This window comes from Kitasatospora purpeofusca (assembly GCF_000718025.1).
Taxonomy (GTDB): Bacteria; Actinomycetota; Actinomycetes; order Streptomycetales; family Streptomycetaceae; genus Kitasatospora; species Kitasatospora purpeofusca.
On record NZ_JODS01000032.1, the window covers coordinates 1 to 26,578 of the forward strand.

24 protein-coding genes and 1 rRNA gene are annotated in these 26,578 nt (G+C 74.5%); 18 read left to right on the forward strand and 7 right to left on the reverse strand.

Annotated features, from left to right (window positions below; translation table 11 throughout):
* The 5 genes from rrf to IF01_RS0133415 form a co-directional block, all read left to right on the forward strand.
* Positions 1–74: ribosomal RNA gene (gene rrf / locus IF01_RS51815) — 5S ribosomal RNA — on the forward strand; the annotation flags it as partial.
* A 340-nt stretch (positions 75–414) separates the two neighbouring features.
* On the forward strand, positions 415–3,000 hold the full coding sequence (locus IF01_RS0133400; protein ID WP_030397354.1) for a DUF4118 domain-containing protein: 2,586 nt from the start codon (positions 415–417) through the stop codon (positions 2,998–3,000).
* 136 nt (positions 3,001–3,136) lie between these two features.
* Positions 3,137–3,817 carry a response regulator gene (locus IF01_RS0133405; RefSeq protein WP_030397355.1) on the forward strand — a complete coding sequence of 227 codons (681 nt, stop codon included), beginning with the start codon at positions 3,137–3,139 and terminating at the stop codon, positions 3,815–3,817.
* Positions 3,818–3,937: 120 nt separating this feature from the next.
* Positions 3,938–4,345 carry an OB-fold nucleic acid binding domain-containing protein gene (locus IF01_RS0133410; RefSeq protein WP_030397356.1) on the forward strand — a complete coding sequence of 136 codons (408 nt, stop codon included), beginning with the start codon at positions 3,938–3,940 and terminating at the stop codon, positions 4,343–4,345.
* 2 nt (positions 4,346–4,347) lie between these two features.
* Entirely contained in the window at positions 4,348–5,121 is a 774-nt protein-coding gene (locus tag IF01_RS0133415; RefSeq protein ID WP_244215712.1) for a DUF3159 domain-containing protein, read from the forward strand.
* 87 nt (positions 5,122–5,208) lie between these two features.
* Here IF01_RS0133415 and IF01_RS0133420 read toward each other — a convergent pair whose 3' ends face one another.
* Both IF01_RS0133420 and IF01_RS0133425 read right to left on the reverse strand, forming a co-directional pair.
* Positions 5,209–5,880, reverse strand: coding sequence for a potassium channel family protein (locus IF01_RS0133420; RefSeq protein WP_030397358.1), 672 nt, complete (start codon positions 5,878–5,880; stop codon positions 5,209–5,211).
* Entirely contained in the window at positions 5,880–6,548 is a 669-nt protein-coding gene (locus IF01_RS0133425; protein ID WP_030397359.1) for a potassium channel family protein, read from the reverse strand. The genes IF01_RS0133420 and IF01_RS0133425 overlap by 1 nt, the downstream gene beginning before the upstream one ends.
* A gap of 251 nt (positions 6,549–6,799) precedes the next feature.
* On the opposite strand from IF01_RS0133425, the gene IF01_RS0133430 reads away from it, so the two are divergent.
* Both IF01_RS0133430 and IF01_RS0133435 read left to right on the forward strand, forming a co-directional pair.
* Positions 6,800–8,872: an APC family permease gene (locus IF01_RS0133430; RefSeq protein ID WP_094745709.1), complete on the forward strand. Its 2,073-nt coding sequence runs from the start codon at positions 6,800–6,802 to the stop codon at positions 8,870–8,872.
* Positions 8,873–9,324: 452 nt separating this feature from the next.
* The gene (locus IF01_RS0133435) at positions 9,325–10,641 is read left to right on the forward strand and encodes a class I SAM-dependent RNA methyltransferase (protein ID WP_030397361.1); all 1,317 of its coding nucleotides are present in this window, start codon (positions 9,325–9,327) and stop codon (positions 10,639–10,641) included.
* A 114-nt stretch (positions 10,642–10,755) separates the two neighbouring features.
* On the opposite strand, the gene IF01_RS0133440 is transcribed toward IF01_RS0133435, so the two are convergent.
* Positions 10,756–10,953, reverse strand: coding sequence for a hypothetical protein (locus IF01_RS0133440; RefSeq protein WP_149030414.1), 198 nt, complete (start codon positions 10,951–10,953; stop codon positions 10,756–10,758).
* A 246-nt stretch (positions 10,954–11,199) separates the two neighbouring features.
* Here IF01_RS0133440 and IF01_RS0133445 point away from each other — a divergent pair, with 246 nt between their 5' ends.
* Both IF01_RS0133445 and IF01_RS0133450 read left to right on the forward strand, forming a co-directional pair.
* Positions 11,200–11,445, forward strand: a complete 246-nt coding sequence (locus IF01_RS0133445; RefSeq protein WP_030397363.1) for a toxin-antitoxin system HicB family antitoxin — start codon at positions 11,200–11,202, stop codon at positions 11,443–11,445.
* Complete coding sequence (locus IF01_RS0133450) at positions 11,442–11,864, forward strand: hypothetical protein (RefSeq protein ID WP_037782157.1); 423 nt, start codon at positions 11,442–11,444, stop codon at positions 11,862–11,864. The genes IF01_RS0133445 and IF01_RS0133450 overlap by 4 nt, the downstream gene beginning before the upstream one ends.
* Positions 11,865–11,970: 106 nt before the next feature.
* Here the strand turns inward: IF01_RS0133450 and IF01_RS0133455 are convergent, their stop codons facing one another.
* Positions 11,971–12,819 carry a GNAT family N-acetyltransferase gene (locus IF01_RS0133455; RefSeq protein WP_037782173.1) on the reverse strand — a complete coding sequence of 283 codons (849 nt, stop codon included), beginning with the start codon at positions 12,817–12,819 and terminating at the stop codon, positions 11,971–11,973.
* A 388-nt stretch (positions 12,820–13,207) separates the two neighbouring features.
* Here IF01_RS0133455 and IF01_RS0133460 point away from each other — a divergent pair, with 388 nt between their 5' ends.
* The 6 genes from IF01_RS0133460 to IF01_RS44550 all read left to right on the forward strand — a co-directional run bounded on the left by IF01_RS0133460 (position 13,208) and on the right by IF01_RS44550 (position 18,933).
* Entirely contained in the window at positions 13,208–14,248 is a 1,041-nt protein-coding gene (locus IF01_RS0133460) for an ATP-grasp domain-containing protein (protein ID WP_078880532.1), read from the forward strand.
* A complete protein-coding gene (locus tag IF01_RS0133465; protein WP_030397367.1) occupies positions 14,245–15,168 on the forward strand; it encodes an ATP-grasp domain-containing protein in 924 nt (307 codons plus the stop codon). The genes IF01_RS0133460 and IF01_RS0133465 overlap by 4 nt, the downstream gene beginning before the upstream one ends.
* 52 nt (positions 15,169–15,220) lie before the next feature.
* Positions 15,221–16,135 carry a putative RNA methyltransferase gene (locus tag IF01_RS0133470; protein WP_030397368.1) on the forward strand — a complete coding sequence of 305 codons (915 nt, stop codon included), beginning with the start codon at positions 15,221–15,223 and terminating at the stop codon, positions 16,133–16,135.
* Positions 16,136–16,276: 141 nt separating this feature from the next.
* Entirely contained in the window at positions 16,277–17,701 is a 1,425-nt protein-coding gene (locus tag IF01_RS0133475) for an AAA family ATPase (protein ID WP_051756719.1), read from the forward strand.
* A complete protein-coding gene (locus IF01_RS0133480) occupies positions 17,698–18,075 on the forward strand; it encodes a nucleotide pyrophosphohydrolase (protein WP_030397370.1) in 378 nt (125 codons plus the stop codon). The genes IF01_RS0133475 and IF01_RS0133480 overlap by 4 nt, the downstream gene beginning before the upstream one ends.
* A gap of 159 nt (positions 18,076–18,234) precedes the next feature.
* Positions 18,235–18,933: a DUF6099 family protein gene (locus tag IF01_RS44550; RefSeq protein WP_051756720.1), complete on the forward strand. Its 699-nt coding sequence runs from the start codon at positions 18,235–18,237 to the stop codon at positions 18,931–18,933.
* On the opposite strand, the gene IF01_RS47850 is transcribed toward IF01_RS44550, so the two are convergent.
* Entirely contained in the window at positions 18,849–19,073 is a 225-nt protein-coding gene (locus IF01_RS47850) for a hypothetical protein (RefSeq protein ID WP_106981255.1), read from the reverse strand. The two genes, IF01_RS44550 and IF01_RS47850, sit on opposite strands and share 85 nt — an antisense overlap.
* 384 nt (positions 19,074–19,457) lie before the next feature.
* Positions 19,458–20,447 (reverse strand): 2,3,4,5-tetrahydropyridine-2,6-dicarboxylate N-succinyltransferase, encoded by a 990-nt coding sequence (gene dapD / locus IF01_RS0133490; protein ID WP_030397372.1) that lies wholly within the window; start codon positions 20,445–20,447, stop codon positions 19,458–19,460.
* Positions 20,448–20,581: 134 nt separating this feature from the next.
* Between dapD and IF01_RS0133495 the strand changes: the two genes are divergently transcribed.
* From IF01_RS0133495 to argF, 3 genes are all read left to right on the forward strand, one after another.
* Positions 20,582–21,988: a hypothetical protein gene (locus IF01_RS0133495; protein ID WP_051756722.1), complete on the forward strand. Its 1,407-nt coding sequence runs from the start codon at positions 20,582–20,584 to the stop codon at positions 21,986–21,988.
* Positions 21,985–24,741, forward strand: coding sequence for a polynucleotide kinase-phosphatase (locus IF01_RS0133500; RefSeq protein WP_030397374.1), 2,757 nt, complete (start codon positions 21,985–21,987; stop codon positions 24,739–24,741). The genes IF01_RS0133495 and IF01_RS0133500 overlap by 4 nt, the downstream gene beginning before the upstream one ends.
* A 145-nt stretch (positions 24,742–24,886) precedes the next feature.
* Positions 24,887–25,888, forward strand: a complete 1,002-nt coding sequence (gene argF / locus IF01_RS0133505; RefSeq protein WP_030397375.1) for an ornithine carbamoyltransferase — start codon at positions 24,887–24,889, stop codon at positions 25,886–25,888.
* A gap of 32 nt (positions 25,889–25,920) precedes the next feature.
* Here the strand turns inward: argF and IF01_RS42735 are convergent, their stop codons facing one another.
* Positions 25,921–26,472, reverse strand: a complete 552-nt coding sequence (locus IF01_RS42735; protein ID WP_051756724.1) for a hypothetical protein — start codon at positions 26,470–26,472, stop codon at positions 25,921–25,923.
* Positions 26,473–26,578: the final 106 nt, after the last annotated feature.

Consider the following 26,578-nt stretch of genomic DNA (forward strand, 5'->3'; position numbering starts at 1 on the left):
ACCCGGAAGCTAAGCCTCACAGCGCCGATGGTACTGCAGGGGGGACCCTGTGGGAGAGTAGGACGCCGCCGAACAATCATTGTGAAGAACCCCCGTCGGAAAACCGACGGGGGTTCTTTGCGTTCTGCCCGAATTTCCTCGGAGCAGGCGGAGAATTCGGCAGCCCAGCCCAGCCCAGCCCAGCCCAGCCCAGCCCAGCCCAGCCCACCCCAGCCCAACCCCGTCCGGCCGGCGGTGCCCCGGGCTCTGCCCCGGTGGGCGCTGCGGCCTCCGGACCCCCATCAAAATGGCGCTAAAACTCCCAGCTCAAGGCCCCGATCGCTGGCAAAGCGACGTCTTCGCCGTAGTCTCGAAGGCGAAGGGAACTGGTGTCCGGGATGGCCGCCAGCTTCGGCCGGATCAAGAATGGTGCACATGGGACGCGGCAGGCTACGGATCTACCTCGGGGCGGCCCCCGGGGTCGGCAAGACGTACGCCATGCTCGCGGAGGCGCACCGGCGGCTGGAGCGCGGCACGGACGTCGTGGTGGCGTTCGTCGAGGACCACGGGCGCCGGCACACGGCGGCACAGGTGGCGGGTCTGGAGCTGGTGCCGCGGCGGGAGCTGACGCACCGCGGGGCCGTGTTCACGGAACTGGACCTGGACGCGCTGCTGGCGCGCCGGCCGCAGGTGGCGCTGGTGGACGAGCTGGCGCACACCAATGTGCCGGGGTGCCGGAACGAGAAGCGCTGGCAGGACGTCGAGGAGCTGCTCGCGGCCGGGATCGATGTCATCTCGACGGTGAACATCCAGCACCTGGAGTCGCTCGGGGACGTCGTCGAGGGCATCACCGGGGTGCGGCAGCGGGAGACCGTGCCGGACGAGGTGGTGCGCCGGGCGGACCAGATCGAGCTGGTCGACATGTCGCCGCAGGCGCTCCGCCGCCGGCTCGCGCACGGCAATGTGTACGCGCCGGAGAAGGTCGACGCGGCGCTCGCCAACTACTTCCGGCCGGGGAACCTGACGGCGCTGCGGGAGCTGGCGCTGCTGTGGACGGCCGACCGGGTCGACGAGTACCTGCAGAAGTACCGGGCCGAGCAGGGGATCAAGGGCACCTGGCAGGCGCGCGAGCGGATCGTGGTCGGTCTGACGGGTGGTCCGGAGGGTGCCACGCTGATCCGCCGGGCGGCCCGGATCGCGGCCCGCGGGTCCGGCGGTGAGCTGCTGGCCGTGCACATCTCCCGCTCGGACGGGCTGGCCGGTTCCGGCTCGGGGTCCTCGCAGACGCTGATCGAGCAGCGGGCGCTGGTGGAGGGCCTGGGCGGTTCGTACCACGCGGTGCTGGGGGACGATCCGGCCGCCGGACTGCTGGAGTTCGCGCGCGGGGTGAACGCGACCCAGATCGTGCTGGGCACCAGCCGCCGTCCGGCCTGGCAGTACGTCTACGGGCCCGGTGTGAGCGGCACGGTGACCCGGGAGTCGGGCGACATCGATGTGCACATCGTCACGCACGAGCACGAGGCGAAGGGCCGGGGTCGCATCCCGATCCGCCGGGTGACCGATCTCGGCCGGACGCGGACGGTCGCGGGCTGGCTGATCGGGGTGGCGGGTCCGCCGCTGCTGGCGCTGCTGCTGATCAATGTGGACGGTCTCGGCCTGACCACGGACATGCTGCTGTTCCTGTCGCTGACGGTGGGCGCGGCACTGGTCGGCGGGCTGTACCCGGCGGTGGCCTCGGCGCTGGTCAGCTCCTCGGCGCTGAACTACTACTTCGCTCCACCGATCCACACCTTCACGATCGACGAGCCGCAGAACATCCTGGCGGTGGCGATATTCACCGCCGTCGGCATCGCGGTGGCCTCGGTGGTCGACCTGGCGGCCCGGCGGACCCATCAGGCGGCCCGCAGCCAGACCGAGGCGCAGACGCTCAGCGCGCTGGCGGGCACGGTCCTGCGCGGGGCGCCCAGCGGGGACGGGGTGCTGACCGCGCTGCTGGAGCAGGTCCGGGAGACCTTCCAGCAGGAATCGGCGGTGCTGCTGGAGCGGCCCGACCCGCTCGGGGCATGGCATCCGGTGGCGGCGGCGGGCCCGCGTCCGCCGGAGCGGCCGGAGACGGCCGACGTCGACGTGCCGGTCGGCGAGAACCTGGCCCTGGCGCTGCGGGGCCGGGTGCTGCCGGGCGAGGACCGGCGGCTGCTCGGGGCGTTCGCGGCCCAGGCGGCCGTGGTGCTGGAGCGGCGCCGGCTGGCGGGGGAGGCGGCGGCCGCGCGCCGCGAGGCGGAGGGCAACCGGATCCGGACCGCGCTGCTGGCGGCGGTCTCGCACGATCTGCGGACCCCGCTGGCCGGGATCAAGGCCTCGGTGAGCTCGCTCCGCTCGGAGGACGTGGAGTGGGACGAGGCGGACGAGGCGGAGCTGCTGGCCGGGATCGAGGCGGGGGCGGACCGGCTGGACCACCTGATCAACAATCTGCTCGACATGAGCCGGCTCCAGACCGGCACGGTCACCCCGCTCATCCAGGAGACCGATCTGGACGAGGTGGTGCCGTTCGCGCTGGGCGGTGTCCCGCCGGGCGCCGTCCGGCTGGACGTGCCGGAGACCCTGCCGATGATCCGGGCGGACGGCGGGCTGCTGGAGCGCTCGCTCGCCAATCTGATCGAGAACGCCGTGAAGTACAGCCCGGACGGGGTGAAGGTGCTGGTCAAGGCCGGTGCCCTGCGGCCGCCGGGCGAGCCGGGCCGGGTCGAGCTGCGGATCGTGGACCGGGGGCCGGGGGTGCCGGAGGACGCCAAGGAGCGGATCTTCGCGCCCTTCCAGCGATACGGCGACGCTCCGCGCGGGGCCGGGGTGGGGCTCGGGCTCGCGGTGGCGCGGGGCTTCGTCGAGGCGATGGACGGCTCCGTGACCGCCGAGGACACCCCGGGCGGCGGGCTGACCATGGTGGTCACCCTGCCGGCCGCCGAGCGTGTGCCCGGGCCGGGGGACGCGCCGGGGCCCGAGCTCCCCGCGGCTCCCGCATGACCGCCGCCGCCCCGGGAGCGTCCGCTGCCGGACGGCTCCCTCCGAACGACCCGGCCCCGAGCGACCGCTCGCCCGACGACCACCTCCCGATCCGACAGATCCGACAGATCCGACAGCCCCGAAAGGCGGAGCCCGCATGACCCGGGTCCTCGTGGTGGACGACGAACCGCAGATCGTCCGCGCGCTGGTGATCAACCTCAAGGCCCGCAAGTACGAGGTCGACGCGGCGCACGACGGCGCGAGCGCCCTGGAGCTCGCCGCCGCCCGCCATCCCGACGTGGTCGTGCTGGACCTCGGCCTGCCCGACATGGACGGGGTCGAGGTGATCAGGGGCCTGCGCGGCTGGACCCGGGTGCCGATCATCGTGCTCTCGGCCCGGCACGCCTCCGACGAGAAGGTCGAGGCGCTGGACGCGGGCGCCGACGACTACGTCACCAAGCCCTTCGGCATGGACGAGCTGCTCGCCCGGATGCGCGCCGCCGTCCGCCGGGCCGAGCCGGTCGCGGGGGAGGACGACTCGGTGGTGGTCACCGAGAGCTTCACCGTCGACCTGGCGGCGAAGAAGGTCAACCGGGACGGCGGCGACATCCGCCTTACCCCGACCGAGTGGCATCTGCTGGAGGTCCTGGTCCGCAACGCGGGCCGTCTGGTCAGCCAGACCCAGCTGCTCCAGGAGGTGTGGGGACCGGCCTACCGCACCGAGACGAACTATCTGCGGGTGTACCTCGCCCAGCTGCGGCGCAAGCTCGAACGGGACCCCTCCCACCCGCGCCACTTCATCACCGAGCCGGGGATGGGCTACCGCTTCGAGGCGTGAGCGGGCGGCGGTCCGGGTGCGTCCGACGGCCGCCGCGGGACGCCCGGGGGAGCCCCGCCAGGGCCCCGGGCGGCTTGCGCGACCTGCCGCCGGGGGCCCCGGAACCGGTACCCTTCCGGCATGAGTGGTGACAACAGCAGCGGCCAGCCGCAGGGGCGCTTCCGCCGCATGCTCAGCCGGCTGACCTCCTCCGCGGAGGAGCTCCAGGCCGAGGAGCTGCGGCAGGAGATCGCGGCGGAGTCGGGCTGTACCCCGATCGCCAGCTGCGGGGACCGGGAACTGGTCACCGTCGCGGGCACCCTGCGGACCGTGACGCTGCGCCCGAGGGCCGGTGTGCCGGCCCTGGAGGCGGAGCTCTTCGACGGCACCGAGGCGCTGGACGTGGTCTGGCTCGGGCGCCGTTCCATCATGGGCATCGAGCCGGGGCGCCGTCTGGTCGCCAGCGGCCGGATCAGTCATGCGCGCGGTCGGCGGGTGCTGTTCAACCCCCGCTACGAGCTGCGTCCGGTCGGACACGGGAGCGAATGAGCGTGAGCAAGCAGTCCGGCGGCGATTCCGCCGCCCAGCTCGGCGTGGTGGAGATCGACGCCGACGAGGCCGCCCGGCAGGCGCAGGCCTCGCGGGAGGCCGCCGACACCGTGATGAAGGCGTTCGGCGGGGTCCGGGGCATGATCGACATGACCCTGCCCGGTCTGGTCTTCATCGTCACGTACAACATCACCCACAAGGTCCCGGCGGCCGCCTGGGCGGCGCTGGCCCTGAGCGCGCTGTTCGTGGTGGCGCGGCTGCTGAAGCGGGAGACCGTCCAGCACGCCTTCAGCGGGGTGTTCGGCGTCGCGATCGGTGCCTGGATCTCGATGAAGACCGGCAAGGCGGAGAACTTCTACCTGCCCGGTCTGCTCTGGAACGTCGGCTACTGCGTGGGCCTGGCGGTGTCGGCGCTGGTCCGCTGGCCGCTGATCGGCATCATGCTCGGCCCGGTGACCGGCGAGATGTTCACCTGGCGCAAGGAGAACCCGGGCCGGCTGGCCGCCTACACCAAGGCCACCTGGGCCTGGGTGGTGATCATGGGCATCAAGCCGCTGATCCTCTTCCCGCTGTACTTCACCCACAACGTCAACCTGCTGGGCTGGCTCAAGGTCGCCCTGGGCATCCCGCCGCTGCTGCTGGCGATGTACGTGACCTGGCAGATCCTGCTGAAGGCGCCGCCGCCGATCAAGGCGCAGCTGGACGACGAGCCGGAGCCGGGGCAGGAGCAGCCCGGCCACGAGCACTCCGCGGGCGGTCCGACCCGGGGGCACTGACCAGGCCGGGACGCCGTACGGCAACGGCCGGGGGCCCGCACTCACGAGGAGTGCGGGCCCCCGGCCGTTGCCGTACGGCGGGCGGCGCTACTTGGCGCCCGGGGAGCTGGAGAGCAGGTCCTCCAGCTCCTCCTCGCGCTCCTGGGCGGCCACGAAGAGCAGCTCGTCGCCGCCCTCCAGGGTGTCGTCCTTGCCCGGTACCAGGACCCGGCCCTCGCGGATGATCGTCACCAGGGCGGTGTCCTGCGGCCACGCCACGTCGCCGACCCGGGTGCCGACCAGCTCGGTGTCGGAGGCGAGGGTCAGCTCGACCAGGTTGGCGTTGCCCTGGCTGAAGCGCATCAGCCGGACCAGGTCGCCGACGCTGACGGCCTCCTCGACCAGGGCGGACATCAGGCGCGGGGTGGAGACGGCGACGTCCACGCCCCAGGACTCGTTGAAGAGCCACTCGTTCTTCGGGTTGTTCACCCGGGCGACCACCCGGGGCACGCCGTACTCGGTCTTCGCGAGCAGCGAGACGACCAGGTTGACCTTGTCGTCGCCGGTCGCGGCGATCACCACGTGGCAGCGCTGCAGCGCCGCCTCGTCGAGCGAGGTGATCTCGCAGGCGTCGGCCAGCAGCCACTCCGCCATGGGCACCCGCTCCACCGAGATGGAGTTCGGGTTCTTGTCGATCAGCAGGACCTCGTGGCCGTTCTCCAGCAGCTCGCCCGCGATCGAGCGGCCGACGGCGCCGGCTCCGGCAATGGCGACTCGCATCAGTGGCCCTCCTTCTCCGGGCCCCGCGCGAACGCGGCCTCGACCGTCGTCAGGTCGGCGCGGCGCAGCATCACGTGCACCAGGTCGCCCTCCTGAACCACCATCTGGGACGAGGGCAGCACGCCTTCGCCGAGCCGGGTGAGGAACGCGACCCGGGTGCCGGACGCTTCCTCCAGCTCGCTCAGCCGGTGGCCGACCCACTCCGGGTTGTAGGCGACCTCGGCGAGCTGGACGGCGCCGCTCGGGTCCTGCCAGAGCGGCTCGGAGCCGCTCGGCAGCAGCCGGCGCAGCATCTGGTCCGCCGTCCAGCGGACGGTGGCGACGGTCGGGATGCCCAGGCGCTGGTAGACCTCGGCGCGGCGGGGGTCGTAGATCCGGGCCGCGACGTTCTCCACACCGAAGTTCTCGCGGGCCACCCGGGCGGCGATGATGTTGGAGTTGTCACCGCTGGAGACGGCGGCGAAGGCGCCGGCCTCCTCGATCCCCGCCTCCTTCAGGGTGTCCTGGTCGAAGCCGACCCCGGTCACCCGGCGTCCGTTGAATCCGGCACCCAGCCGGCGGAACGACGTCGGGTCCTGGTCGACCACGGCCACCGAGTGGCCCTGTTTCTCCAGTGCGCGGGCGAGCGCGGAGCCCACCCGGCCGCAGCCCATGATGACGATGTGCACCGGCGCTACCTCACCCGTCCCGTTGGGGCCATGACCTGCGCAAACACCGCTCAATCTCCGTTTCCCCGCCCCGGTGTCCGGGGTGGGCGTCCTCGTGGGGCTCGGTACGACAACCTGAGTGTTGCCGCCCTGCTCGTATCCGACACGCTAGCCGGTCCACCGAACACAGTCGCGACGAAGGGGCACCCCGACGGGCGGCAAAGGGGTGGCCCTTCGGACCCCGGGGTCGACTACCCCTACGATTCCTTAACGTGCCTATGCCGACTGACCTACCGAAACGCATCCTGATCGGGCGTGCGTTGCGCAGCGACAAGCTGGGGGAGACTCTGCTCCCCAAGCGCATCGCGCTGCCCGTCTTCGCCTCGGACGCGCTCTCCTCGGTCGCGTACGCGCCCGAGGAGATCCTGCTGACACTCTCCCTGGCGGGTGCCTCGGCCATCCACTTCTCGTGGCAGATCGGCGTCGTCGTCGCCATCGTCATGCTCGCCGTGGTGGCCTCGTACCGGCAGAACGTGCATGCCTACCCGAGCGGCGGCGGCGACTACGAGGTCGCCACCGTGAACCACGGCCCCAACTCCGGCCTGGTGGTCGCGAGCGCGCTGATGGTCGACTACATCCTGACCGTCGCGGTCTCCACCACCTCGGGCGTGGCCAACGTGGTGTCGGCGGTGCCGGCCCTGCGCGGCCACGAGCTGACCCTGTCGGTCGTCGTGGTCATCGTGCTGATGGGCATGAACCTGCGCGGCGTCCGGGAGTCCGGTTCGGCCTTCGCCGTGCCGACCTACGCCTTCATGGTCGGCGTGATCGGCATGGTGGTGTACGGCGTGGTCCGGCACTTCGGCCTGGGGCAGGACATGCCCGCCGAGAGCGCCGGCTTCCATCTGCAGGCGACCCCGGGGAACGAGTCCCTGGCGGGCTTCGCCATGGTGTTCCTGCTGCTCAAGGCGTTCTCCTCGGGCTGTGCGGCGCTGACCGGCGTGGAGGCGATCTCCAACGGCGTGCCCGCGTTCCGCAAGCCGAAGAGCAAGAACGCGGCGACCACCCTGCTGATGATGGCCAGCATCGCGGTCGTGATGTTCATGGGCATCATCTGGCTGGCCCGGCTGACCGGCGTCCAGATGGCCGAGCAGCCCGCCGAGCAGCTGGTCGGCGTGCCCGGCGACTACCACCAGAAGACCGCGCTGGCGCAGATCAGCGAGGCCGTGTTCTCCAACTTCACGCCGGGCTTCTACTTCGTCGCCGCCGTGACCGGTCTGATCCTGGTGCTGGCCGCGAACACCGCGTTCAACGGCTTCCCGGTGCTGGGCTCGATCCTGGCGCAGGACCGCTACCTGCCGCGCCAGCTGCACACCCGCGGCGACCGGCTGGCCTTCTCCAACGGCATCATCCTGCTGGCGCTGGCCGCGATCCTGTTCATCATCGCCTTCGACGCGGACCCGACCAGGCTGATCCAGCTCTACATCGTCGGCGTCTTCGTGTCGTTCAACATGAGTCAGTCCGGCATGATCCGGCACTGGACCAGGCACCTGCGCACCGAGACCGACCCGGCCAAGCGCCGCCACATGCAGCGCAGCCGGGCGATCAACACCTTCGGCCTGGTGATGACCATGGCCGTGCTGATCGTGGTGCTCGCCACCAAGATCAGCCACGCCTGGATCGCGATCGCGGCGATGGTCGTGCTGTTCGTGATGATGAAGGCGATCCGCCGGCACTACGACCGGGTGTCGGCGGAGCTGGTCGCCGCCGAGGAGCCGGACGACGTGGTGCTGCCCACACGGGTGCACGCCATCGTCCTGGTCTCCAAGCTGCACAAGCCGGCGCTGCGCGCGCTGGCGTACGCGCGGCTTGCCCGGGCGCACACCCTGGAGGCGGTGACCGTGAACGTCGATCCGGCGGACACCGCGGCGCTGCGCGCGGAGTGGGACGAGCGCGGTATCGAGGTGCCGCTGAAGGTCCTGGACTCGCCGTACCGGGAGATCACCGCGCCGGTGCTGGACTACGTGAAGAACCTGCGCCGCAGCAGCCCGCGCGACGTGGTCTCGGTCTACATCCCGGAGTACGTGGTCGGCCACTGGTACGAGCACCTGCTGCACAACCAGAGCGCGCTGCGGCTGAAGGGCCGGCTGCTGTTCAAGCCGGGCGTGATGGTCACCTCGGTGCCGTGGCAGCTGGAGTCGTCCGAGCGGCGCAAGCCGCAGAAGGCCTGGTCGGCGCCGGGCGCGGTGCGACGTGGTGAGCCCCGGGCGCCGAAGGCCGTAAAGTCGGAAGTCTCGGCGAAGCCCGCCGGGTCGGCTGACAGCGGCAAGAAGGACTCCTCCCAGTGACCCGCAACACCCCGTCTCGTTCCAACGGCTCCTCCGGCAAGGGTGCCCGCAAGGGCGGTTCGTCCGGCAAGCCGGGGCAGGTCGCCCGGCCCCGCTGGGGCAAGCCGCAGCGGCCGGAGGCGACCGACCGCGACGGATTCACCGCGCGGACGGCGCCGCTCGCGCCGGAGGAGCGCGCTCCGGAGCGTGCCCCGGAGCGCACTGAGCGTCCCGAGCGCGCCGAGCGTGCGGGCCGGCCGGAGAAGGCCGGGCGCACCGAGCGTGCGCCGCGCGGCGAGCGTGACGGCCGTTCGGACGGTTCCGGTCGTTCGGACCGTTCGGACCGTTCCGACCGGCAGGGGCAGCCGGGCGACCGGTCGAAGGACGGCGCGCGCCCGCGCAAGCAGGCCGTGCGCCCGCCCCGCGCGCTGCGCTCCACCGCCCGCGCGCCCCGGGCCGAGTCCGCGCCCAAGGTGCCCGCCGGCGACTCGCTGATCGGCGAGCGCTACGAGGTCGAGGTCGGCCCGGTCGCCCACGGCGGCGGGCACTGCGTGGCCCGGCACGAGGGCCGGGTGCTGTTCGTCCGGCACACGCTGCCGGGCGAGCGGGTGATCGCCCAGGTCACCGAGGGCACCTCCTCCTCGCGCTTCCTGCGTGCCGACGCGGTCGAGGTGCTGGAGCCCGCCAAGGAGCGGATCGCCCCGCCGTGCCCGTTCTCCGGGCCGGGCAAGTGCGGCGGCTGCGACTGGCAGCACGTGACGCCCGGCGGCCAGCGCAAGCTCAAGGTGCAGGTGCTGACCGAGCAGCTGGCCAAGCTGGCGGGCCTGACCCCGGCCGAGGCCGGCTGGGACGGCAGTGTCGAGCCGGTCGGCGACAAGCTGCCGGCCGGACAGGTGCCGACCTGGCGCAGCCGGGTCCAGTACGCCGTCGACCCGGCCACCGGCAAGGTCGGGCTGCGCAAACACCGCTCGCACGACATCCAGCCGATCGACCGCTGCTTGATCGCCACCGAGGGCGTCACCGAGCTGGGCGTGGAGGCGCACGACTGGCCGGGGGTCGCCTCGGTCGAGGTCATCGCCGCCGCCGGCTCCTCCGACCGCCAGGTGGTGCTCACCCCGGCCCCGGGCGCGCAGCTGCCGCTGGTCGAGCTGGACCGGCCGGTCTCCATCAGCCGCATCGACGACCAGGGCAACACCCACCGGGTGCACGGCCGGAACTTCGTCCGCGAGCGCGCCGCCGGGCGGACCTGGCGGGTCAGCGACGGCGGCTTCTGGCAGATCCACCCCGAGGCCCCGGACACCCTGGTCGACGCCGTCCTGGACGGCCTGGACCCGCAGTGGGGCGAGAACGCGCTCGACCTGTACTGCGGGGTGGGCCTGTTCGCGGGCGCGCTGGCCGACCGGGTCGGCGAGGACGGCGCGGTGCTCGGCATCGAGTCCGGCAAGCAGGCGGTGGCCGACGCCCGGCACAACCTGGCCGCGCTGGAGAACGTCCAGATCGAGTGCGACCGGGTGGAGGCGCTGCTGCCGCGCACCGGCATCACCGCCACCGACCTCATCGTGCTCGACCCGCCGCGCGCGGGGGCCGGGCGGGAGACCGTCGCGCACCTGGCCGGCCTCGGTGCCCGCCGGATCGCGTACGTGGCGTGCGACCCGGCGGCGCTGGCCCGGGACCTCGGGTTCTTCCGCGAGGGCGGCTACCGTCCGGTGTCGCTGCGGGCGTTCGACCTGTTCCCGATGACGCACCACTTCGAGTGCGTGGCGATCCTGGAGCCGATCGCGGGCGCGTAGCCGCGGGCCCGGCCGGCGGCCGGGTACGGGCAGGACAGGACAGGACATGACGGAGGCGGTACCCGGCGTTCGCGCGGGTACCGCCTCCGTCGTCTCGTGGGCCGGTGCGGCGGCTCAGGGCAGGTTGTGCTCCTCTTCCCGGGCGTCGTGCGGCAGGTCGACGCCGTGCTGGGCGGCGAGCCGCAGCAGCCCGGCGATCCGGCCCTCGTACGCCTGGACGCCGTCGGCGTCCCCCTCGGCCCGGGCGGCCGCGAGTTCCTTGCGGGCCTGGTCGAGCTGCTCGCGCAGCTCCTGGTCGAACATGGCTGTCATTGCCGGCCTCCACAACCGGTCGGTGCCGCTCCAGGGAATGCTCAGGGCACTTCAGAGTCTCCGAACGTGAAGAACTCTTCAAGTCTCACTCCCGGCGGCCCCGGGCGCGTCGGACGACGGGGGAGCGGGTAGTCGGTAGGGGCGTACGGCGGGCGTGTCGGCGGGGCGTGCGGGTGTGCGCCGGCGGGGCGTGCGGCGGATGCGCGAGCCCTTGTTGTGCTAGCACTTCGGCGCTAGCTTGAAGGCATGGGTAAGAAGCAGCTGAACGTCCGGGTGGACGCCACCACCGCGGAGATGGCCCGGGAGCGGGCGGAGCAGCAGGGGATCAGCATGAACCAGTACATCGAACGCCTGGTCCAGCAGGACATGGGCGAGGCGGGCCGGGTGTTCGTCGACGCGGCCGCGCAGTTCATGAAGGAGTACGAGACGGCCTTCCTGGCCGAGTTCGGCGAGCAGCGGGGCGAGGCCGACCTCCAGGACGTGCGCCGTTGAAACTGGAGGTCGACCTCTCGTGGCTGCTCATGACCGCCGAGCAGTACACGCCCGGTGACCCGCAGGTCACCGACTACGGATCGCTGCTCGCCGCCGTCGCCCGGCACCAGGCCGAGATCTTCGACATCGCCGTCTACCCCGAGCCGCAGGACCGCGCCGCCGCCCTCATGCATCAGCTGATCCGGGTCCCGGCGCTGGAGAAGACCAACGAGCTGTTCGCCACCGCCGTCGCCTACGCCTACCTGGTGGCCAGCGGCTGCACGGTGGCCACCACCGCCCGTGAGGTGCGCAGCCTCGCCCGGGCCATCCGCGAGGGGCGGCTGACCGTCTCCGGGGTGGCGGACCGGCTGGCCGCCTGGGTGGTGGACGAGGCCGAGGACGAGGAGGTCAGCGGCGAGGACGACGACGACGCGGAGTGAGCGGCGGGACCCGGCGGACGGTGCGGGCCCGGTGGGACCCGGCGGCCGGCCCGGTGTCCGGTTCGGTGTCCGGTTCGGTGTCGGCTTCGGTGTCGGCTTCGGTCTTCTACCCGGCGTCCGGTTCGGCTCCCGGTTCGGCGATCAGTGCCGTCGCGAAGGAGCGGAAGCCCGCCCGGCGGTAGATCCGGGCCACGTCCTCGTCCGCGGCGGACAGGAACACCGTCCGCGCCCCGCCGGCCCGGGCGTGCGCGACCAGGGCCGCGGTGACCGCCAGCGCGAGGCCCCGCCGCCGGGCCGAGGGGAGGGTGCCAACCCCGGCCACCTCGGTGACCTCGCCGACCGGGTTGTGCTGGCCCGCGCAGAGCGCCGTGCCGTCCCCGAACGCCGCCGCGAGCGCCGTCCTCCCGGCGGTGATCCGCCCGGCGAGTCGCTCCGCGCTCCCGTCGGCCCTCAACGCCTCGGCCCGCACGGCCAGTTCGGCCGGACCCGCGCTGCCCACGCCGGTGCCCGGCTCGCCGAACGCCAGGTGCGGAACGGCCAGCGCCTCGGCGAGGGCCGGATCGTCGGCGGCCAGCACCCGCACCGACACACCGTCCGGTCCGGCGGCGTCCCCGTGCCCGTCCAGGGGGTCGTCCAGAGGCTCGGCCGGGTGCCCGTCCTGCGGGCCGAGCACCAGCAGCGGGTGCTCGTGCACGGTCAGCCCCGCCTCCTCCACGGCGGCGCGCAGCAGCGGGTCGTGCTCCGCCACCCACTCGAAGGCCTCCGGCAGTCCCAGCTCGCGCTGGCGGGCCCGCACCCGGCGGACGTCGTCCGCGGTGACGGCCGGACCCTGGTGGCCCAGCGCCGGCCGGGCGTAGTACGGCCAGCCGGTGCCCTCCGCGACGAACAGGCTGAGCGGGCCGAAGTCCTCGACCCGGGCCGAGCCGCGGGGCACGGCGTCGTAGTAGCGCTCGATCGCTTCGAGGAGGACCGGGTCGGGCCGCGCCGGGTCGGCGGAGGCGGCAGTGGTGCCGGTGGTGCCGGTGTCGGCGGTGGTGCCGGGGGCGGTCGGGGCGGTGGATGCGGGATCGTGGGAGGTCACGCCGTGCATCAAAGCAGGCCCGCCGCGTTCCCGCCGGGAATTTCCGGACGCCCCGTCCGGTCCCGCCCGGCCCCGCGCCGACGTGACCTGCGGGGCGCTCCGGCGGCTGTTCGGCCCGGGCATTTCACCGCGATTGTTGCCCAACGCTTACAGGCCGGGCGATCTTGCGTGAGGGCCTCGTGGCATCCTGGGGCCTTTACAGCTCTGCCGGACGTGAACGGCGGACGTCCGCGCTGGGCGAAGCGAGGGGGATGACTGGCTCATGAGGCTCTGCTTTCTGGTGGAGGAGCACTACCGGCACGACGGCATGCCGCTCGACGTCGTACGCCAACTCACGGCGTGGGGGCACCGGGTGGACGTGCTGCGCCCCGGCGACTCGCTGATGGCGATCTCCGAGGCGGTCCGGGCCGGCAGCCACGACGCCTGGGTGCTCAAGACCGTCTCCGGCGGACCGGGCCTCACCCTGCTGGAGGCGGCCGCCGCCGTCGGCCTCACCACCGTCAACGACGTCCGGTCCATCCGCGGCGTCCGCGACAAGGCCCTCGCCTCCGTGATCGCCCGCACCCGGGGGCTGCCCGTCCCCGTCACCTACGCGGCCGCCCGCTGGGAACGGCTCGCCGAGATCCCCGCGGCCGAGTACCCGCTGGTCGTCAAGCCCGCGGACGGCAGCTCCGGGCGGGCCGTGCGGCTCGTCCGCGACCCCGGGCACCTCGCCGAGGTCGGCCCGCTGCTGGCCGGCGAGGGACTGCTGATCGCCCAGCCCTACGTGCCCAACTCCGGCACCGACCTCAAGGTGTACTGCGTCGACGGCGAGCTGTACGCGACCGAGCGGTGCTCGCCGCTCAACCCCGACCAGGGGGTGCGGGAGCGGCAGGTGCCGCTGCCCGCCGAGGTCGCGCGGATCGCCGCGCAGGTCGGCGAGGTGTTCGGGCTCGACCTCTACGGCGTCGACGTGCTGCTCGGGCCGGACGGTCCGGTGGTCGTCGACATCAACGACTTCCCGAGCTTCCGGCAGGTGCCGGACGCGGTCGCGCGGGTGGCGCGGGCGGTGCTGCGGCTGGCCCGCACCGGCACGGCGGTCACGGCCCCCGCGGTGGCGCTCGACGCCTCGGGGCTGGAGGCGGTCGGCCTGGGGTCCGGCGCGGTCCGGATGCCCGCGCAGGGCGGCGGCGCGGCGGTGGGGGCCGGTGTCGCGAGCGGACTCGGGGGCGGTGGCGTCGCGGTCGGTGGCATCGGCGGTGTCGGCGTCGGTGGTGTCGGCCTTGGCGGCATCGGGGCCGCGCCGGTCGGCGGCGCGATATGAGGATCGGTCTGATCACCTCCGCCCCGGACCATCCGGTGCTCGCCGCGACCACCGCGCTGCTGACCGCGCGCGGTCACCACGTCGAGGCCCTCGACCCGACGGCCGGTCCGGACGGGCAGGCCGGGCCGTCCGACCCGCCCGCGGACGTCTACCTGCTCAAGGCGCACACCCCGGCGGCGCTCGCCCTCGCCCGGGGGCTGGAGGAGCGCGGCGTGCCCGTCGTCAACCCGGTCGCCGCCACCGAACTCTGCCAGGACCGGCTCGCCATGGCCGAACTCGCCCGGCGGGCCGGACTGCCCTTCGCACCCACCCGCGCCGCCGCCGACCCCGCCGAACTGCTCGCGGCGGTCGAAGCCGGGGACCTCGTCCTGCCGCTCGTCGTCAAGAGCCGGCACAGCCGCCGCCACGACCTCGTCGCCCGCGTCGACGACACGGCCCGGCTGCGCGCCCTCGCCGAGCAGTGGCCGGACGAGCCCGTCGTCGCTCAGCCCTACCTGCCGAGCACCGGCTGGGACCAGAAGCTGTGGGTCGTCGCCGGGCAGCTGTTCTGCACCCGCCGCCGCTCCGAGCTCGCCGGCCCCGAGCACACCGAACTCCCCGACGGCGACGACGGGTTCGGGCCCGCCGAGCTGTCCGCCGACCGGGCCGCCGTGGCGCTGCGGGCCGGCGAGGTGTTCGGCCTCGACGTCTACGGCGTCGACCTGCTGGACGGGCCGGGCGAACCGGTCGTCGTCGACGTCAACGCGTTCCCGGGCATCCGGGGGCAGGCCGGGGCGCCCGAGGCGCTCGCCGCGCTCGCCCTGCGCGTCGGCGGGGCGGCGTCCGGGGTCCCGCGCCCGCGGGCGGACGGCACCGACACCGGCACCGACGCCGCGACGCCCGCGCCGGCGGATGCGGGACCGGGCACCGTCGCTGGTTAGGCTGGCACTCCCGGCCCGAGCACACGACCGGGCCGCGAGAGAAGACGGACCCTTGCTGCAGGACATCGAGCCCTACCTGGCCTGCCCGCACTGCGCGCGGCCGCTCACCCTCGACGGGCGCACCCTGCGCTGCCCCGGCGGGCACAGCCACGACCTCGCCAAGCAGGGCTACGTCAGCCTGCTCGCGGGCGACGCCCACATCGGCACCGGGGACACCGCCGACATGGTCGCCGCCCGGGGCGACTTCCTCGCGGCCGGCCACTACCGGCCGATCGCCGACGCGCTCGCGGAGGCGGCCGTCGAGGCCGTCGCCGTCGCCGTCGCCGTCGCCGTCGCCGTCGCCGATGCCGATGCCGGCGCCGCTGACTGCGGTGACGGTCCCGGCGTTGACGGTCCCGGGGCGCTGGTCGCCGACCTCGGCGCCGGCACCGGCCACTACCTCGCCCACGTCCTCGACGCCCTGCCCGGCCGGCCCGGCGCCGCCCTCGACATCTCCAAGTACGCGCTGCGCCGCGCCGCCAGGGCCCACCCCCGGATCGGTGCCGTGGTCTGCGACGCCTGGCGGCCGCTGCCCCTGCTGGACGCCTCCGCCGGACTCGTCCTCAATGTGTTCGCCCCGCGCAACGGACCCGAGATCCGCCGCGTGCTGCGGCCCGGCGGCACGCTGCTGCTGGTCTCGCCCACCTCCCGGCACCTGCGCGAACTCGTCGACGCGCTCGGCCTGTTGTCGGTCGACGAGGAGAAGCAGCGACGCATCGACGAGAAGCTCGGGCCCTACCTGACGCCCGCCGGCCGGCGCGAGGTCGAGTTCACCATGCGGCTGTCCGCCGAGGACGTGCGGACCGTGGTCGGCATGGGGCCGAGCGCCTGGCACACCGACCCGGCCCGGCTCGCGGAGCGGCTCGCCGCACTGCCCGACCCGGTCGAGGTGACGGCGTCCGTCACCGTCGCCGCCTACCGGCGCTGAAACGGCGGGCCGCCCCGGCACGGGGGCGTCCCGCCCGGTGTTCCGCCCGGCGTCCCGGCCTCGCGCCGGAGTCACCCCGATGGGATGAATCTGCCGGGCAGGCACGTTTCTGCCGCGCGACCGGAGGCTAACGTCCGACGGGTGAACCGCGACGCCACCCGCCCCGCCGTGTCGGCCCACCCGCAGCAGCGCACCCCGGAACCAGGACCGGCGGCCGCGACCGCCCGGCGCCCGGTCGTCGAGGAGCTCCGGCTCACCTCCTTCAAGTCCTACCGGCGCGCGACCCTCCCGCTCGCCCCCCTCACCGTGCTGCACGGGCCCGCCGGCGTCGGCAAGTCCAACGCGCTCGACGCCCTCGCCGTCCTCTCCCGACTCGCCCTCGGCGAGGAGATCGGCGACTCCCTCGACGGCCGCCCCGGCACCACCGGGCCGCTCGCCGCCCCCGTCCGCGGCGGCCTCGCCGGGTGCGTGCCGCACGGCCGCGACGCCCTCATCCTCGGCTGCACCGTCCGGTCCCCGGACGGGCCGATCACGCTGGAGGTCGTCATCCGCACCGACGGCCCCGTCCGCATCGCCAGGGAACAGCTCACCCTCGACGGCCGGACCCTCGTCGAGACCGGCGAACAGGACCTGCGCCACCGGCGGGTCAACGTCAGCTGGCACAACGACACCCGGCAGGGCGACATCCGCGCCCCCTTCCCCAGCGGCACCCTGGTCACCGCCCAGATCCCGCTGCGCGTCGCCGGATCCTCGCCCGGCGAACGCAAGGTCCTCGCGGCCGCGGAACAACTGCTCACCGCGCTCCGCGAGGTCTTCCCCGTCTGCCCCGTGCCCGCCCTGATGCGGGGCTGGGCCCGCCCCCACCCCCAGGCCAGGCTGCTCAGCTCGGCCGCCAACATCTCCGCCGTCGTCGCCCGGCTCGGCAACGAGTGCGGCCGCCGGTTCGGACAGCTGCTGCGCGTCGTCCAGTCCGCCGCCCCGCACCCGCTGCTCGGCCTCGACCTCGCCCACCGCGGCACCGGCGCCGACCGGCGGGTGCTCGCCGTGTTCGACGAGGGCGTGCTCGGCCGCACCGGGGCCGACCAGGCCTCCGACGGCATGCTCCGCCACCTCGCCTTCGCCGCCGTGCTGCTCACCGGTGCCGGTGTGCTGGACCTCGACGTGGCCGTCGAGGTGCCGTGGGCGCAGCGGCAGCTCACCGTGCTGGCGGAGGACCTCGGCGCCGGGCTCTCCACGGACCAGGCCGCCTCGCTGCTGCGGCTCGCCCGCGACATGTCGGGACGCAACCAGCTGCGGGTGCTCGCCACGCTCCAGGAGCCGGCCGCGGCCCGGGACGCCCTGGGCGGGCCGGGCGAACTGCCGGCCGGGGTGGCGGTGGTGGAGTGCCGGCGCGATCCGGGCTCGGGGCTCACGGTGCTGCGGACGGAGACGGCGCGGGTGCCGGTCCAGACGGTGCGCGACGGCGCACCGGCGGCCTCGGGGCCGGGGCCGGAGATGTCGGAGGTCGGGGCGCCGGGCCCCGGGGCCGACCGGACGGCGGGCGATGCGGTAGACCTGGACGGGTGAACGAACACCACACGGAACCCGCCGGGCCGACCCTGGAGGAGCTGCGGCAACGGCTCGTGGACTTCGCCGCGGCCCGCCGCTGGGAGCCCTTCCACACCCCCAAGAACCTCGCCTCGGCCCTGACCGTGGAGGCCGGCGAGCTGCTGGAGATCTTCCAGTGGCTCACCCCCGAGCAGGCGGCCGCCGTGATGGCCGAGCCGGACCGCGCCCACCGGGTGCGGGACGAGGTGGCCGATGTGCTCGCCTACCTGCTCCAGTTCTGCACGGCCGTCGGGGTCGATCCGCTGACGGCCCTGGCGGCCAAGATCGAGCGGAACGAACTGCGCTTCCCGGTCCCCGAGACCCCCGCCGAGAGCGAGGAAGTCAACCCGTAGGACCGCTCATAACCCCTGCGGGGGAAGGAAGTTGTCCACAACCCCGGGGTTGTCCACAGGTTTCCGAAGTCCGGATGCGCCACCCCTCCGCCCCGTCGCACCCTCTCACCGTGACCGCACGGCAGGGCGCCGCGCGGGCGACGGAAAGGGTGTCCGGCCGTGGAAGCGCTGCGACTGATCAAGACCGCCCGGCACGCCCTGGCGGAGACCAGGAACGTCCCCGACGTGCTGGCCGAGGCCCGGCAGGCCGCGCTGCTCACCGAGGCGGTGGCCACCCGGATCGCCAGATCGGGGGAGGAAGGGCTCTCCGGCCTCGGGCAGCTGCTGGCTGAGGCGGCCACCCACGCGGCCTGCTGCCTGGAGCATCCGGAGGAGGGCGCCTCCTCGGCGTCCGCCTTCGGGCCCGGCGGCCGGGCCCGAAGGCTCACCGAGCTCGGGGAGTTCGGGCCGATGCTCGACGAACTCGGCCGCCTGCTGCGGGACATGGGCGAGACGCTGGTGGTGCTGGCCTGCGGGGCCGACACCGAGAGCCTCTACTGGGCCTGCATCGACGGGGTCGACGCGGGAGCGGAGTGCACCCAGCTGGTCGACCAACTGCTCGACACCGTCCGGCAGATGGCGGGCGAGCGGCCCGAGGAGTACGAGGCGGAGCCGTGCGGGGCGGTGGAGGGCGGGCCCGGGGAGCCGTTCGGGCCGGACGGTGCCCGGCGGCTCCCCGAACCGGCGGCGGAGCACGAGGAGCGGTTACTGGTGCTCCGGCTCGACCCGCCGGGTCAGAGGGCGGCGGAGAGCCCGCCGTCCTCGCCGTCGGCGGAAGCGCTCGCGGCGGGGGAGGTGGTACGGGCACCGATGGCCTGAAGGTCGGCGAGGTCCGCGGTCACCGAGGCGAGCAGCTCCTGCATCTGCTCCAACAGGCTCTTCGGGGCGGCCGGCGCCGCCGCCCCGTCGGCGGTGGGGTACGGCGAGGTGGCGGACGCCTCGGACCAGGGCTCGGACATGAGGGGACCTCTTCGGATCGGTGGTGCGGTGTGGAGCGGTTGGCGGTCGGCCGGACGCGGCCCCGCCGCTGCAACCAACGAACACCCCGCCGCGCGGTCACCGGCCACCACTCGATGCGGTCCAACCGCCGGTGCGGGTAAGCCGCCCGGGTGACGCCGGGCTTGCCGCCACCGACCGGCCTGGGCTACGGCCGCCCGGGTGCGCGGAGGGCTGCCGAGGGCCTTCGTTCCCCGGCGGCCCGCCCCACCGTGGCGGGCCGCCGGGGAGAGGACCAGGGCGACGGCCGGTCGGAGCGGCGGCTGCCGGAACAGCAGATGCCGGGGCTCCGAGCCGTTGGCTCGGAGCCCCGGCACCGGGAGCCGGACCCTCAGGGGCGGGTGGGGTCAGTTGTGGGCGTGGAGGTCGGCGTTGAGGCCGCCCCAGGAGCCGGAGCGGGCGATGACCTCGACGGCGCCGGTCTGGGAGTTGCGACGGAACAGGAGGTTGTCCTGGCCGGACAGCTCGACGGCCTTGGCCACGGTGCCGTCCGGGGTGGTCACCCGGGTGCCGGCGGTGACGTAGAGGCCGGCCTCGACGACGCAGTCGTTGCCGAGCGAGATGCCGATGCCCGCGTTGGCGCCGAGCAGGCAGCGCTCGCCGACGGAGACGACCTGCTTGCCGCCGCCCGACAGCGTGCCCATGATCGAGGCGCCGCCGCCGATGTCGCTGTGGTCGCCGACCACGACGCCGGCGCTGATCCGGCCCTCGACCATCGAGGTGCCCAGCGTGCCCGCGTTGAAGTTGACGAAGCCCTCGTGCATCACGGTGGTGCCGACGGCCAGGTGCGCGCCGAGGCGGACGCGGTCCGCGTGGGCGATGCGCACACCGGAGGGGGCGACGTAGTCGGTCATCCGCGGGAACTTGTCGATCCCGTAGACGGCGAGCTGGCCGCCCTGGGCGCGCACGGCCAGCCTGGCCTGCTCGACCTTGTCCACCGGGACCGGGCCGATGCTGGTCCACGCCACGTTGGCGAGCAGCCCGAACAGACCGTCCAGGCTCAGGCCGTGCGGCTGGACCAGGCGGTGGCTGAGCAGGTGCAGACGCAGGTAGGCGTCGTGCGCGTCGAGAGGCTTCTCGTCCAGCGAGGCGATGGCGGTGCGCACGGCTACCACCTCGACACCGCGGCGGGCATCGGCGCGCAGTGCCTCGGCGGCACCGGAGCCCAGCTCGGCCTCGGCCTGCTCGGCGGTCAGGAGGACGGTCCCGGCCGGGCCGGGCGCGGCGGTCAGCGCGGGGGCCGGGTACCAGGTGTCGAGGACGGTGCCGTCCGCGGCGATGGTGGCCAGACCTGCGGCAACGGCGCCGCTCACGGGGGAGGTGGATTCAGCAGTCACATCGTGCACGTTAACGAATCGGAGTGGCCGTTGCCGAACGCGCTCACCGTCCGGACAGATCGGCGGGACCCGACGCACCGGGGAAAATCCGGCGGTCGGTCGGGCGCGGCTGGGCGATACTCGGACGGGTGTTCATGTCGATCTCCACCACCGGAGCCACCGGTCAGCCCGGCCCCGCAGGACGCCCGGCCACCGATCTGGCGCGCCTGCTGCACCGGCGCCCGGACGCGGTGCACCGGGTCGCGACCGCGTTCGGTGAGGCGCACGTCTTCTTCCCCGAGGCCGATGCGGAGCGCTGCACCGCCGTCCTGCTGGCGGAACCCGACCCGGAGGCGCCGGTCCGCGGTCGCCGGGGCAAGGCCCGGCCGCCCGCCGTGCCCGACGCGCACGTCGGCGACAGCCCCTACGCGGCCTCCTCGGTGTTCGCGGCGGTGCTGCGGACGGTGTTCCCGCAGCCGTTCGGGCAGTCGCCCGAGTCGCCCCGGCCGTCCGAGTCCTCGGCGGACGAGACGCTGCCGCTGGAGATCGAGCTGCCGGTCGTCCGCGCGGACCGTGAGCCGGAGCCCGCCGCCCCGGGCGGTGGCGACGGGGTCGCGCTGGCGCGGCGGCTGTTCGAGCCGTTGGGCTGGCGGGTCGAGGCGGCGGAGCTGCCGTCGGACGCCGCACCCGCCGCCGGTGGTTCGCCGTACCTGCGGCTCCGGCTGGCCGCGCCGGCGGTCCGGCCGGCCGAGGCGCTGCGGCAGGTGGCGGCGCTGCTGCCGGTGCTGGACGGCGCCGCGCACCACTGGGTGCCGCCGGAGCGGGCGGACCTCGACGGGCTGCTCGCCGTCCACCCCGAGCGGGCCCTGATCGCCCGCCGCCTGGCCCGGCACGGCCACGCCGTGTCCTGGGGCGGCGACGGCCGGTACGACGGGGACGACGGGGCGGCGGTGCGGGCCGCGCTGGGCGCGGTCGGGGCGAGCCGGGTGGTGCACCTCGGGTGCGGGCACGGCGAACTGCTCGCCGGGCTGCTCGGGGGCGGCGGTTTCACCGAACTGCTGGGCGTGGACGTCTCACCGGCGGCTCTGGCCGCGGCCGCCCGTCGGCTGGGGCTGGAGCGCACGGCGGACCCGTCGCCGGAGTGGGAGCTGCAGGGTGGAGCGGGCCGCCCCCGGGTCCGCCTGGTGCAGGGCGCGCCGGTCTACGCGGACGCCCGTCGGACGGGGTTCGACGCGATGGTGTTCGAAGTCCCGGCCGAAGGCCCGGCCGAAGCCCTGACCGGGTCCGCCCCCGCCCCCGAGCCCGCACCCGGGACGACCGACCGGGTGACGCCCGCCGCGCACCCGGCCTATCTGGAGCACGCGGCGTTCGGCGCCGCCCGGCCGCCCGCCGTGGTGGCGACCGCGCCGCCCGGGGCCGACGGGACGGCCTTCGCCGCCTGGGCGCGGCGGACGGCCGCCGGGTACGGCTACGCCGTCACCCTCCCGCCGACATCCCGACCGCCCCTGCTCGCCCTGTTCGAACGCGGTACCCCGGCCCCCGAAGGAGGTGGGCCCCGATGACCCGGCCCGACGACGCACCCAGTACCCCCACGCCCGCACCCGTACCCGCCGGAGAACCCGCCCCCGCCCCGCACCCCGTCCTCCCCCTGACCGAGGGCTCCCTCGTCCTCCTCGTCGGTACCAGCGCCGCAGGCAAGTCGACCTTCGCCCGCCGCCACTTCCGCCCCACCGAGGTGGTCTCCTCCGACACCTGCCGCGCCCTGGTGGGCGACGACGAGAACGACCAGTCCGTCACCGCGGACGCCTTCGAGCTGCTGCACTTCCTGGTCGGCAAGCGCCTGGCGGCCGGCCGGCTGACCGTCGTGGACGCCACCAATGTGCAGGCGGACGCCCGCAAGCAGCTGCTCGCCGTCGCCCGGGAGCACGACGCGCGGGCGGAGGCGATCGTGCTCGACGTCCCGCCGGGCGTGTGCGCCGAGCGCAACCGCACCCGTCCGGACCGTGAGCTCCCGGCGTTCGTGATCCCGCGCCAGCACCGGGACCTGCGCGCCTCCCTCCCCGGCCTGGCCAAGGAGGGCTTCCGCCGGGTGCATGTGCTGCGCGGGGCGGCCGAGGTGACGGCCGCCGAGGTGGTGCTGGAGCGCCGGCGCGCCGATCTGCGCCATCTGACCGGCCCGTTCGACCTGGTCGGCGATGTGCACGGGTGCCGGTCCGAACTGGAGACGCTGCTGGACCGGCTCGGCTACCGGCTGGTGCGGGACGCGGCGGGCCGCCCGGTGGACGCGGTGCCGCCGGCGGGGCGGACGGCGGTGTTCGTCGGCGACCTGGTCGACCGGGGTCCGGACACCCCGGGCGTGCTGCGCCTGGTGATGGGCATGGTGGCGGCGGGTCACGCGCTCTGCGTGTCGGGCAACCACGAGCTGAAGGTGGCCCGCGCCCTGGACGGCGACCGGGTGACCCTCTCCTACGGGCTGCGGGAGTCGATGGAGCAGCTGGGGGCGGAGCCGGCGGATTTCCGGGCCGAGGTGCGGGAGTTCGTGCGGGGCCTGGCCGACCACTACCTGCTGGACGGCGGCGCCCTGGTGGTCTGCCACGCGGGGTTGCCGGAGCGGTACCACGGCCGTTCCTCGGGGCGGGTGCGTTCGCACGCGCTGTACGGCGGCACCACGGGGGAGACGGACGACTACGGTCTGCCGGTGCGTCAGGCCTGGGCCGAGGAGTACCGGGGGCGGCCGCTGGTGGTCTACGGGCACACGCCGCTGCCGGTGGCGAGTTTCCTGCACAACACGGTGTGCCTGGACACCGGTTGCGTCTTCGGCGGCGCGCTGACGGCGTTGCGGTACCCGGAGCGCGAGCTGGTGCGGGTGGAGGCGGAGCGCCGGTGGTACGAGCCGGTCCGGCCGCTGCTGAGCGGCGCGCCGGGCGGCCGGGAGGGGCGTCCGCTGGACGTGGCGGACGTGGCGGGCCCGCGCACGGTGGAGACGGCGCTGCACGGGACGGTGGCGGTGCGGCCGGAGAACGCCGCCGCGGCGCTGGAGACGGTGGGGCGGGCCGCGGTCGATCCCCGGCTGCTGGTGTACCTGCCGCCGTCGGTGCCGCCGGTGGCGGCCGGGCGCCGGCCGGGTTTCGCGGAGCATCCGGACGAGGCGTTCGCCGGGTACCGGGCGGACGGGGTCGGGCGGGTGCTGTGCGCGGAACTGTTGCCGGGGCCGCGCGCGGTGGTGCTGGTGGCGCGGGACGACGCGGCGCTGGCGCGGCGGTTCGGTCCGGCGGGTCCGGGGGCGGTCTGGTCGCGGACCGGCGGGGCGCTGTTCGGGCCGGCGCAGGAGGCGGAGCTGCTGGCCCGGCTGCGGGCGGCGGCGGAACGGTCGGGGCTGTTCGAGGAGCTGGGGAGCGGCTGGCTGCTGCTGGACGCCGCCCTGACGGGGCAACCCGCAGCTGCCGCCGCCGTCGGCCAGGGCCTCGCGGTGTCCCCGTCGGCGTCCTGGCAGGACCGGAACGCGGCGGTGCTGGCCTCGGCGGGGGCGCTGCTGCCGCCGGTGCTGGCCGCGTTGGAACGGGCCGAGGCCCGGGGGTTGGATGTCGCCGGGCTGCTGGAACGGCAGCGCGGCCGGGCGGCGGACCTGCGGGACTTCGCCGCTGCGCACCGGCGGGCCGCGGCGCCGGGGCGTGCGCTGCTCGCTCCGTTCCGGTTGCTGGCCGCCGAGGGGGTGAATCTCGCGACCGGCCCCGAGCACGAGCACGTGGCCCGGATCGACCGCCTGGTCGACGCCGACCGGCCGACCCCGGCCGACCGGACGACCCCGACCGACCGGACGACCCCGACCGACGGCACGGCGCCCGCCGACGGCACCACCCCCGCCGACGGCACCGCCCCGGCTTCCGTCCTCCACCGCACGGCCCGCCGCTGGGTGGACACCGCGGACGAGGCGTCCACGGCCGCCGCCGTCGCCTGGTGGGAGGAGCTGACGGCGGCTGGCGGCGCGGGCATCGTGGTCCGTCCGCCGGTGTCGCCGACGCGGGCGGCGCCGGGGGAGGGCCGCCCGGGCGGGCTGGTGCAGCCGGCGGTGCAGGTCAGGGGTCGCGAGTGGCTGAGGCTGCTCCACGGCCAGGACCGCCAGGACCGCCCGGAGCACCCGGCCCGGCCGTCCGGCGGCGTGCTCGGTCTGCGGCGCTCGCTGGCGCTGCGCGAGTACGCCCTGGGGCTGGAGGCCCTGGACCGGCTGGCCGCCGGGGAGCCGCTGTGGCGGGTGCACCAGGCGGTGTTCGCGGTCCTCGCCCTGGAGTCCGACCCGGCGGACCCGCGACCGTGAGCGGGAAGCGGGCGGGCAGCGGGCAGGCAGGCGTCGGGTGGCCGGCCGGCAGGGGTATCAGTGCATACAAATTCTGAGCATCGTATAGACTTGCCGCTTTCCACTCGCCCGCCCGTCACCGTCACCGTCATCACAGGAGCCCGGCATGGCGTACAACCTCCGGAACAGACACTTCCTCAAGGAGCTCGACTTCACCCCCCAGGAGTTCCGCTTCCTGGTGGACCTCGCCGCCACCCTCAAGGCGGCGAAGTACGCGGGGACCGAGCAGCCCCGGCTGCGCGGCAAGAACATCGCGCTGATCTTCGAGAAGACCTCCACCCGGACCCGCTGCGCCTTCGAGGTGGCCGCGCACGACCAGGGCGCCACCACCACCTACCTGGACCCGGCCGGTTCGCAGATCGGGCACAAGGAGTCGATCAAGGACACCGCCCGGGTGCTCGGCCGGATGTTCGACGGCATCGAGTACCGGGGGCACGGGCAGGCGATCGTCGAGGAGCTGGCCGCGCACGCGGGGGTGCCGGTCTGGAACGGCCTCACCGACGAGTGGCACCCCACCCAGATGCTGGCCGACGTGCTCACGGTCACCGAGCACACCGCCAAGCCGCTCACCGAGGTGACGCTCGCCTACCTCGGCGACGCCCGTTCCAACATGGGCAACTCGCTGCTGGTGACCGGCGCGCTGCTCGGCATGGACATCCGCATCGTCGCGCCGCGCGCGCTGTGGCCGGACGAGGAGGTGCGCAAGGCCGCGGAGTCGCTGGCCGGGGACACCGGGGCCCGGATCACCCTCACCGAGGACGTCGCCGAGGGTGTCGCGGGCGCCGACTTCCTCTACACCGACGTGTGGGTGTCGATGGGTGAGCCCAAGGAGGTCTGGGCCGAGCGGATCGCGCTGCTCGGGCCGTACCAGGTGTCGATGGACACGGTGCGGGCGACCGGCAATCCGCAGGTGAAGTTCCTGCACTGCCTGCCGGCCTTCCACGACCTGGGCACGGTGCTCGGCCGGCAGCTGTTCGAGGAGACCGGCATGGCCGAACTGGAGTGCACCGACGAACTGTTCGAGTCGGCGCACTCCGTGGTCTTCGACCAGGCCGAGAACCGGCTGCACACCATCAAGGCCGTCCTCGTCGCGACCCTCGGCAGCTGAGGCTGCCCCCGGACGGCCGAGGGCCCGTCCCGCTACAGTCCCTCGCCGTCCAGCCCCTCCAGGTTGACGCAGGCGGCCCGCTCGGCGGCGGCGTGCGCGCCGGTCGGGGTGCCCGCGTGCAGGACCAGGGAGCGGGCCTCGCCCGGCCGGGGCCGCCAGGCCACCGAGGTGGCGGCGGTGCCCTCGCCCCGCTCGTCGGTGTGCAGGGCGAGCCGCAGTTCGTTGCGGTCGTTGGCGTAGGCGGGGTCGGTGGACGGGCTGACCGGGTCCACCGCGTCCTGGTAGTGCGGGCCGGACGCGGCCGGATCGGCCCCGCAGAGCCCGGTGTGCAGGTGCACCGGGAACTCGTGGTCGGCGGCGACCCCGGACACGCTCATGGTCAGGATCGTGCGGCCGGGCACCGAGCGGTCGACGATCACCCGTACGTGCGAGCCGAACGGCACCAGGTCCGGCGCGTGGCTGATCGCGGTCGGCGGCAGGAAGGCGGTGGCCGGGTCGAAGTCGGCCTCGGTGACCGAGACCGGCGAGGCGGCGGGGGCCAGCAGGGCGAGCGGGAGCAGGGCGGCGGCGAGCGGAGCGGGCATCGGCGGACCTCTTCGGGTGGGGGCGCGCGCACCCTGGTCGGGGCGCGGCGGACCTGACACCCCGTTCAACGGTCCGCGGGCACCCCGGACACGCCCGCCCGCCCCA

What these genes read in the sequence shown, in the direction of transcription:
- IF01_RS0133410 (WP_030397356.1), top strand. Translation starts at nt 3,938, where the DNA reads ATGAGTGGTGACAACAGCAGCGGCCAGCCGCAGGGGCGCTTCCGCCGC.
- IF01_RS42735 (WP_051756724.1), bottom strand. Translation starts at nt 26,472, where the DNA reads ATGCCCGCTCCGCTCGCCGCCGCCCTGCTCCCGCTCGCCCTGCTGGCC.
- IF01_RS0133495 (WP_051756722.1), top strand. Translation starts at nt 20,582, where the DNA reads ATGTCGATCTCCACCACCGGAGCCACCGGTCAGCCCGGCCCCGCAGGA.
- IF01_RS0133445 (WP_030397363.1), top strand. Translation starts at nt 11,200, where the DNA reads ATGGGTAAGAAGCAGCTGAACGTCCGGGTGGACGCCACCACCGCGGAG.
- IF01_RS0133405 (WP_030397355.1), top strand. Translation starts at nt 3,137, where the DNA reads ATGACCCGGGTCCTCGTGGTGGACGACGAACCGCAGATCGTCCGCGCG.
- IF01_RS0133465 (WP_030397367.1), top strand. Translation starts at nt 14,245, where the DNA reads ATGAGGATCGGTCTGATCACCTCCGCCCCGGACCATCCGGTGCTCGCC.
- IF01_RS0133420 (WP_030397358.1), bottom strand. Translation starts at nt 5,880, where the DNA reads ATGCGAGTCGCCATTGCCGGAGCCGGCGCCGTCGGCCGCTCGATCGCG.
- IF01_RS47850 (WP_106981255.1), bottom strand. Translation starts at nt 19,073, where the DNA reads ATGTCCGAGCCCTGGTCCGAGGCGTCCGCCACCTCGCCGTACCCCACC.
- IF01_RS0133500 (WP_030397374.1), top strand. Translation starts at nt 21,985, where the DNA reads ATGACCCGGCCCGACGACGCACCCAGTACCCCCACGCCCGCACCCGTA.
- IF01_RS0133400 (WP_030397354.1), top strand. Translation starts at nt 415, where the DNA reads ATGGGACGCGGCAGGCTACGGATCTACCTCGGGGCGGCCCCCGGGGTC.
- argF (WP_030397375.1), top strand. Translation starts at nt 24,887, where the DNA reads ATGGCGTACAACCTCCGGAACAGACACTTCCTCAAGGAGCTCGACTTC.
- IF01_RS0133440 (WP_149030414.1), bottom strand. Translation starts at nt 10,953, where the DNA reads ATGACAGCCATGTTCGACCAGGAGCTGCGCGAGCAGCTCGACCAGGCC.
- IF01_RS0133460 (WP_078880532.1), top strand. Translation starts at nt 13,208, where the DNA reads ATGAGGCTCTGCTTTCTGGTGGAGGAGCACTACCGGCACGACGGCATG.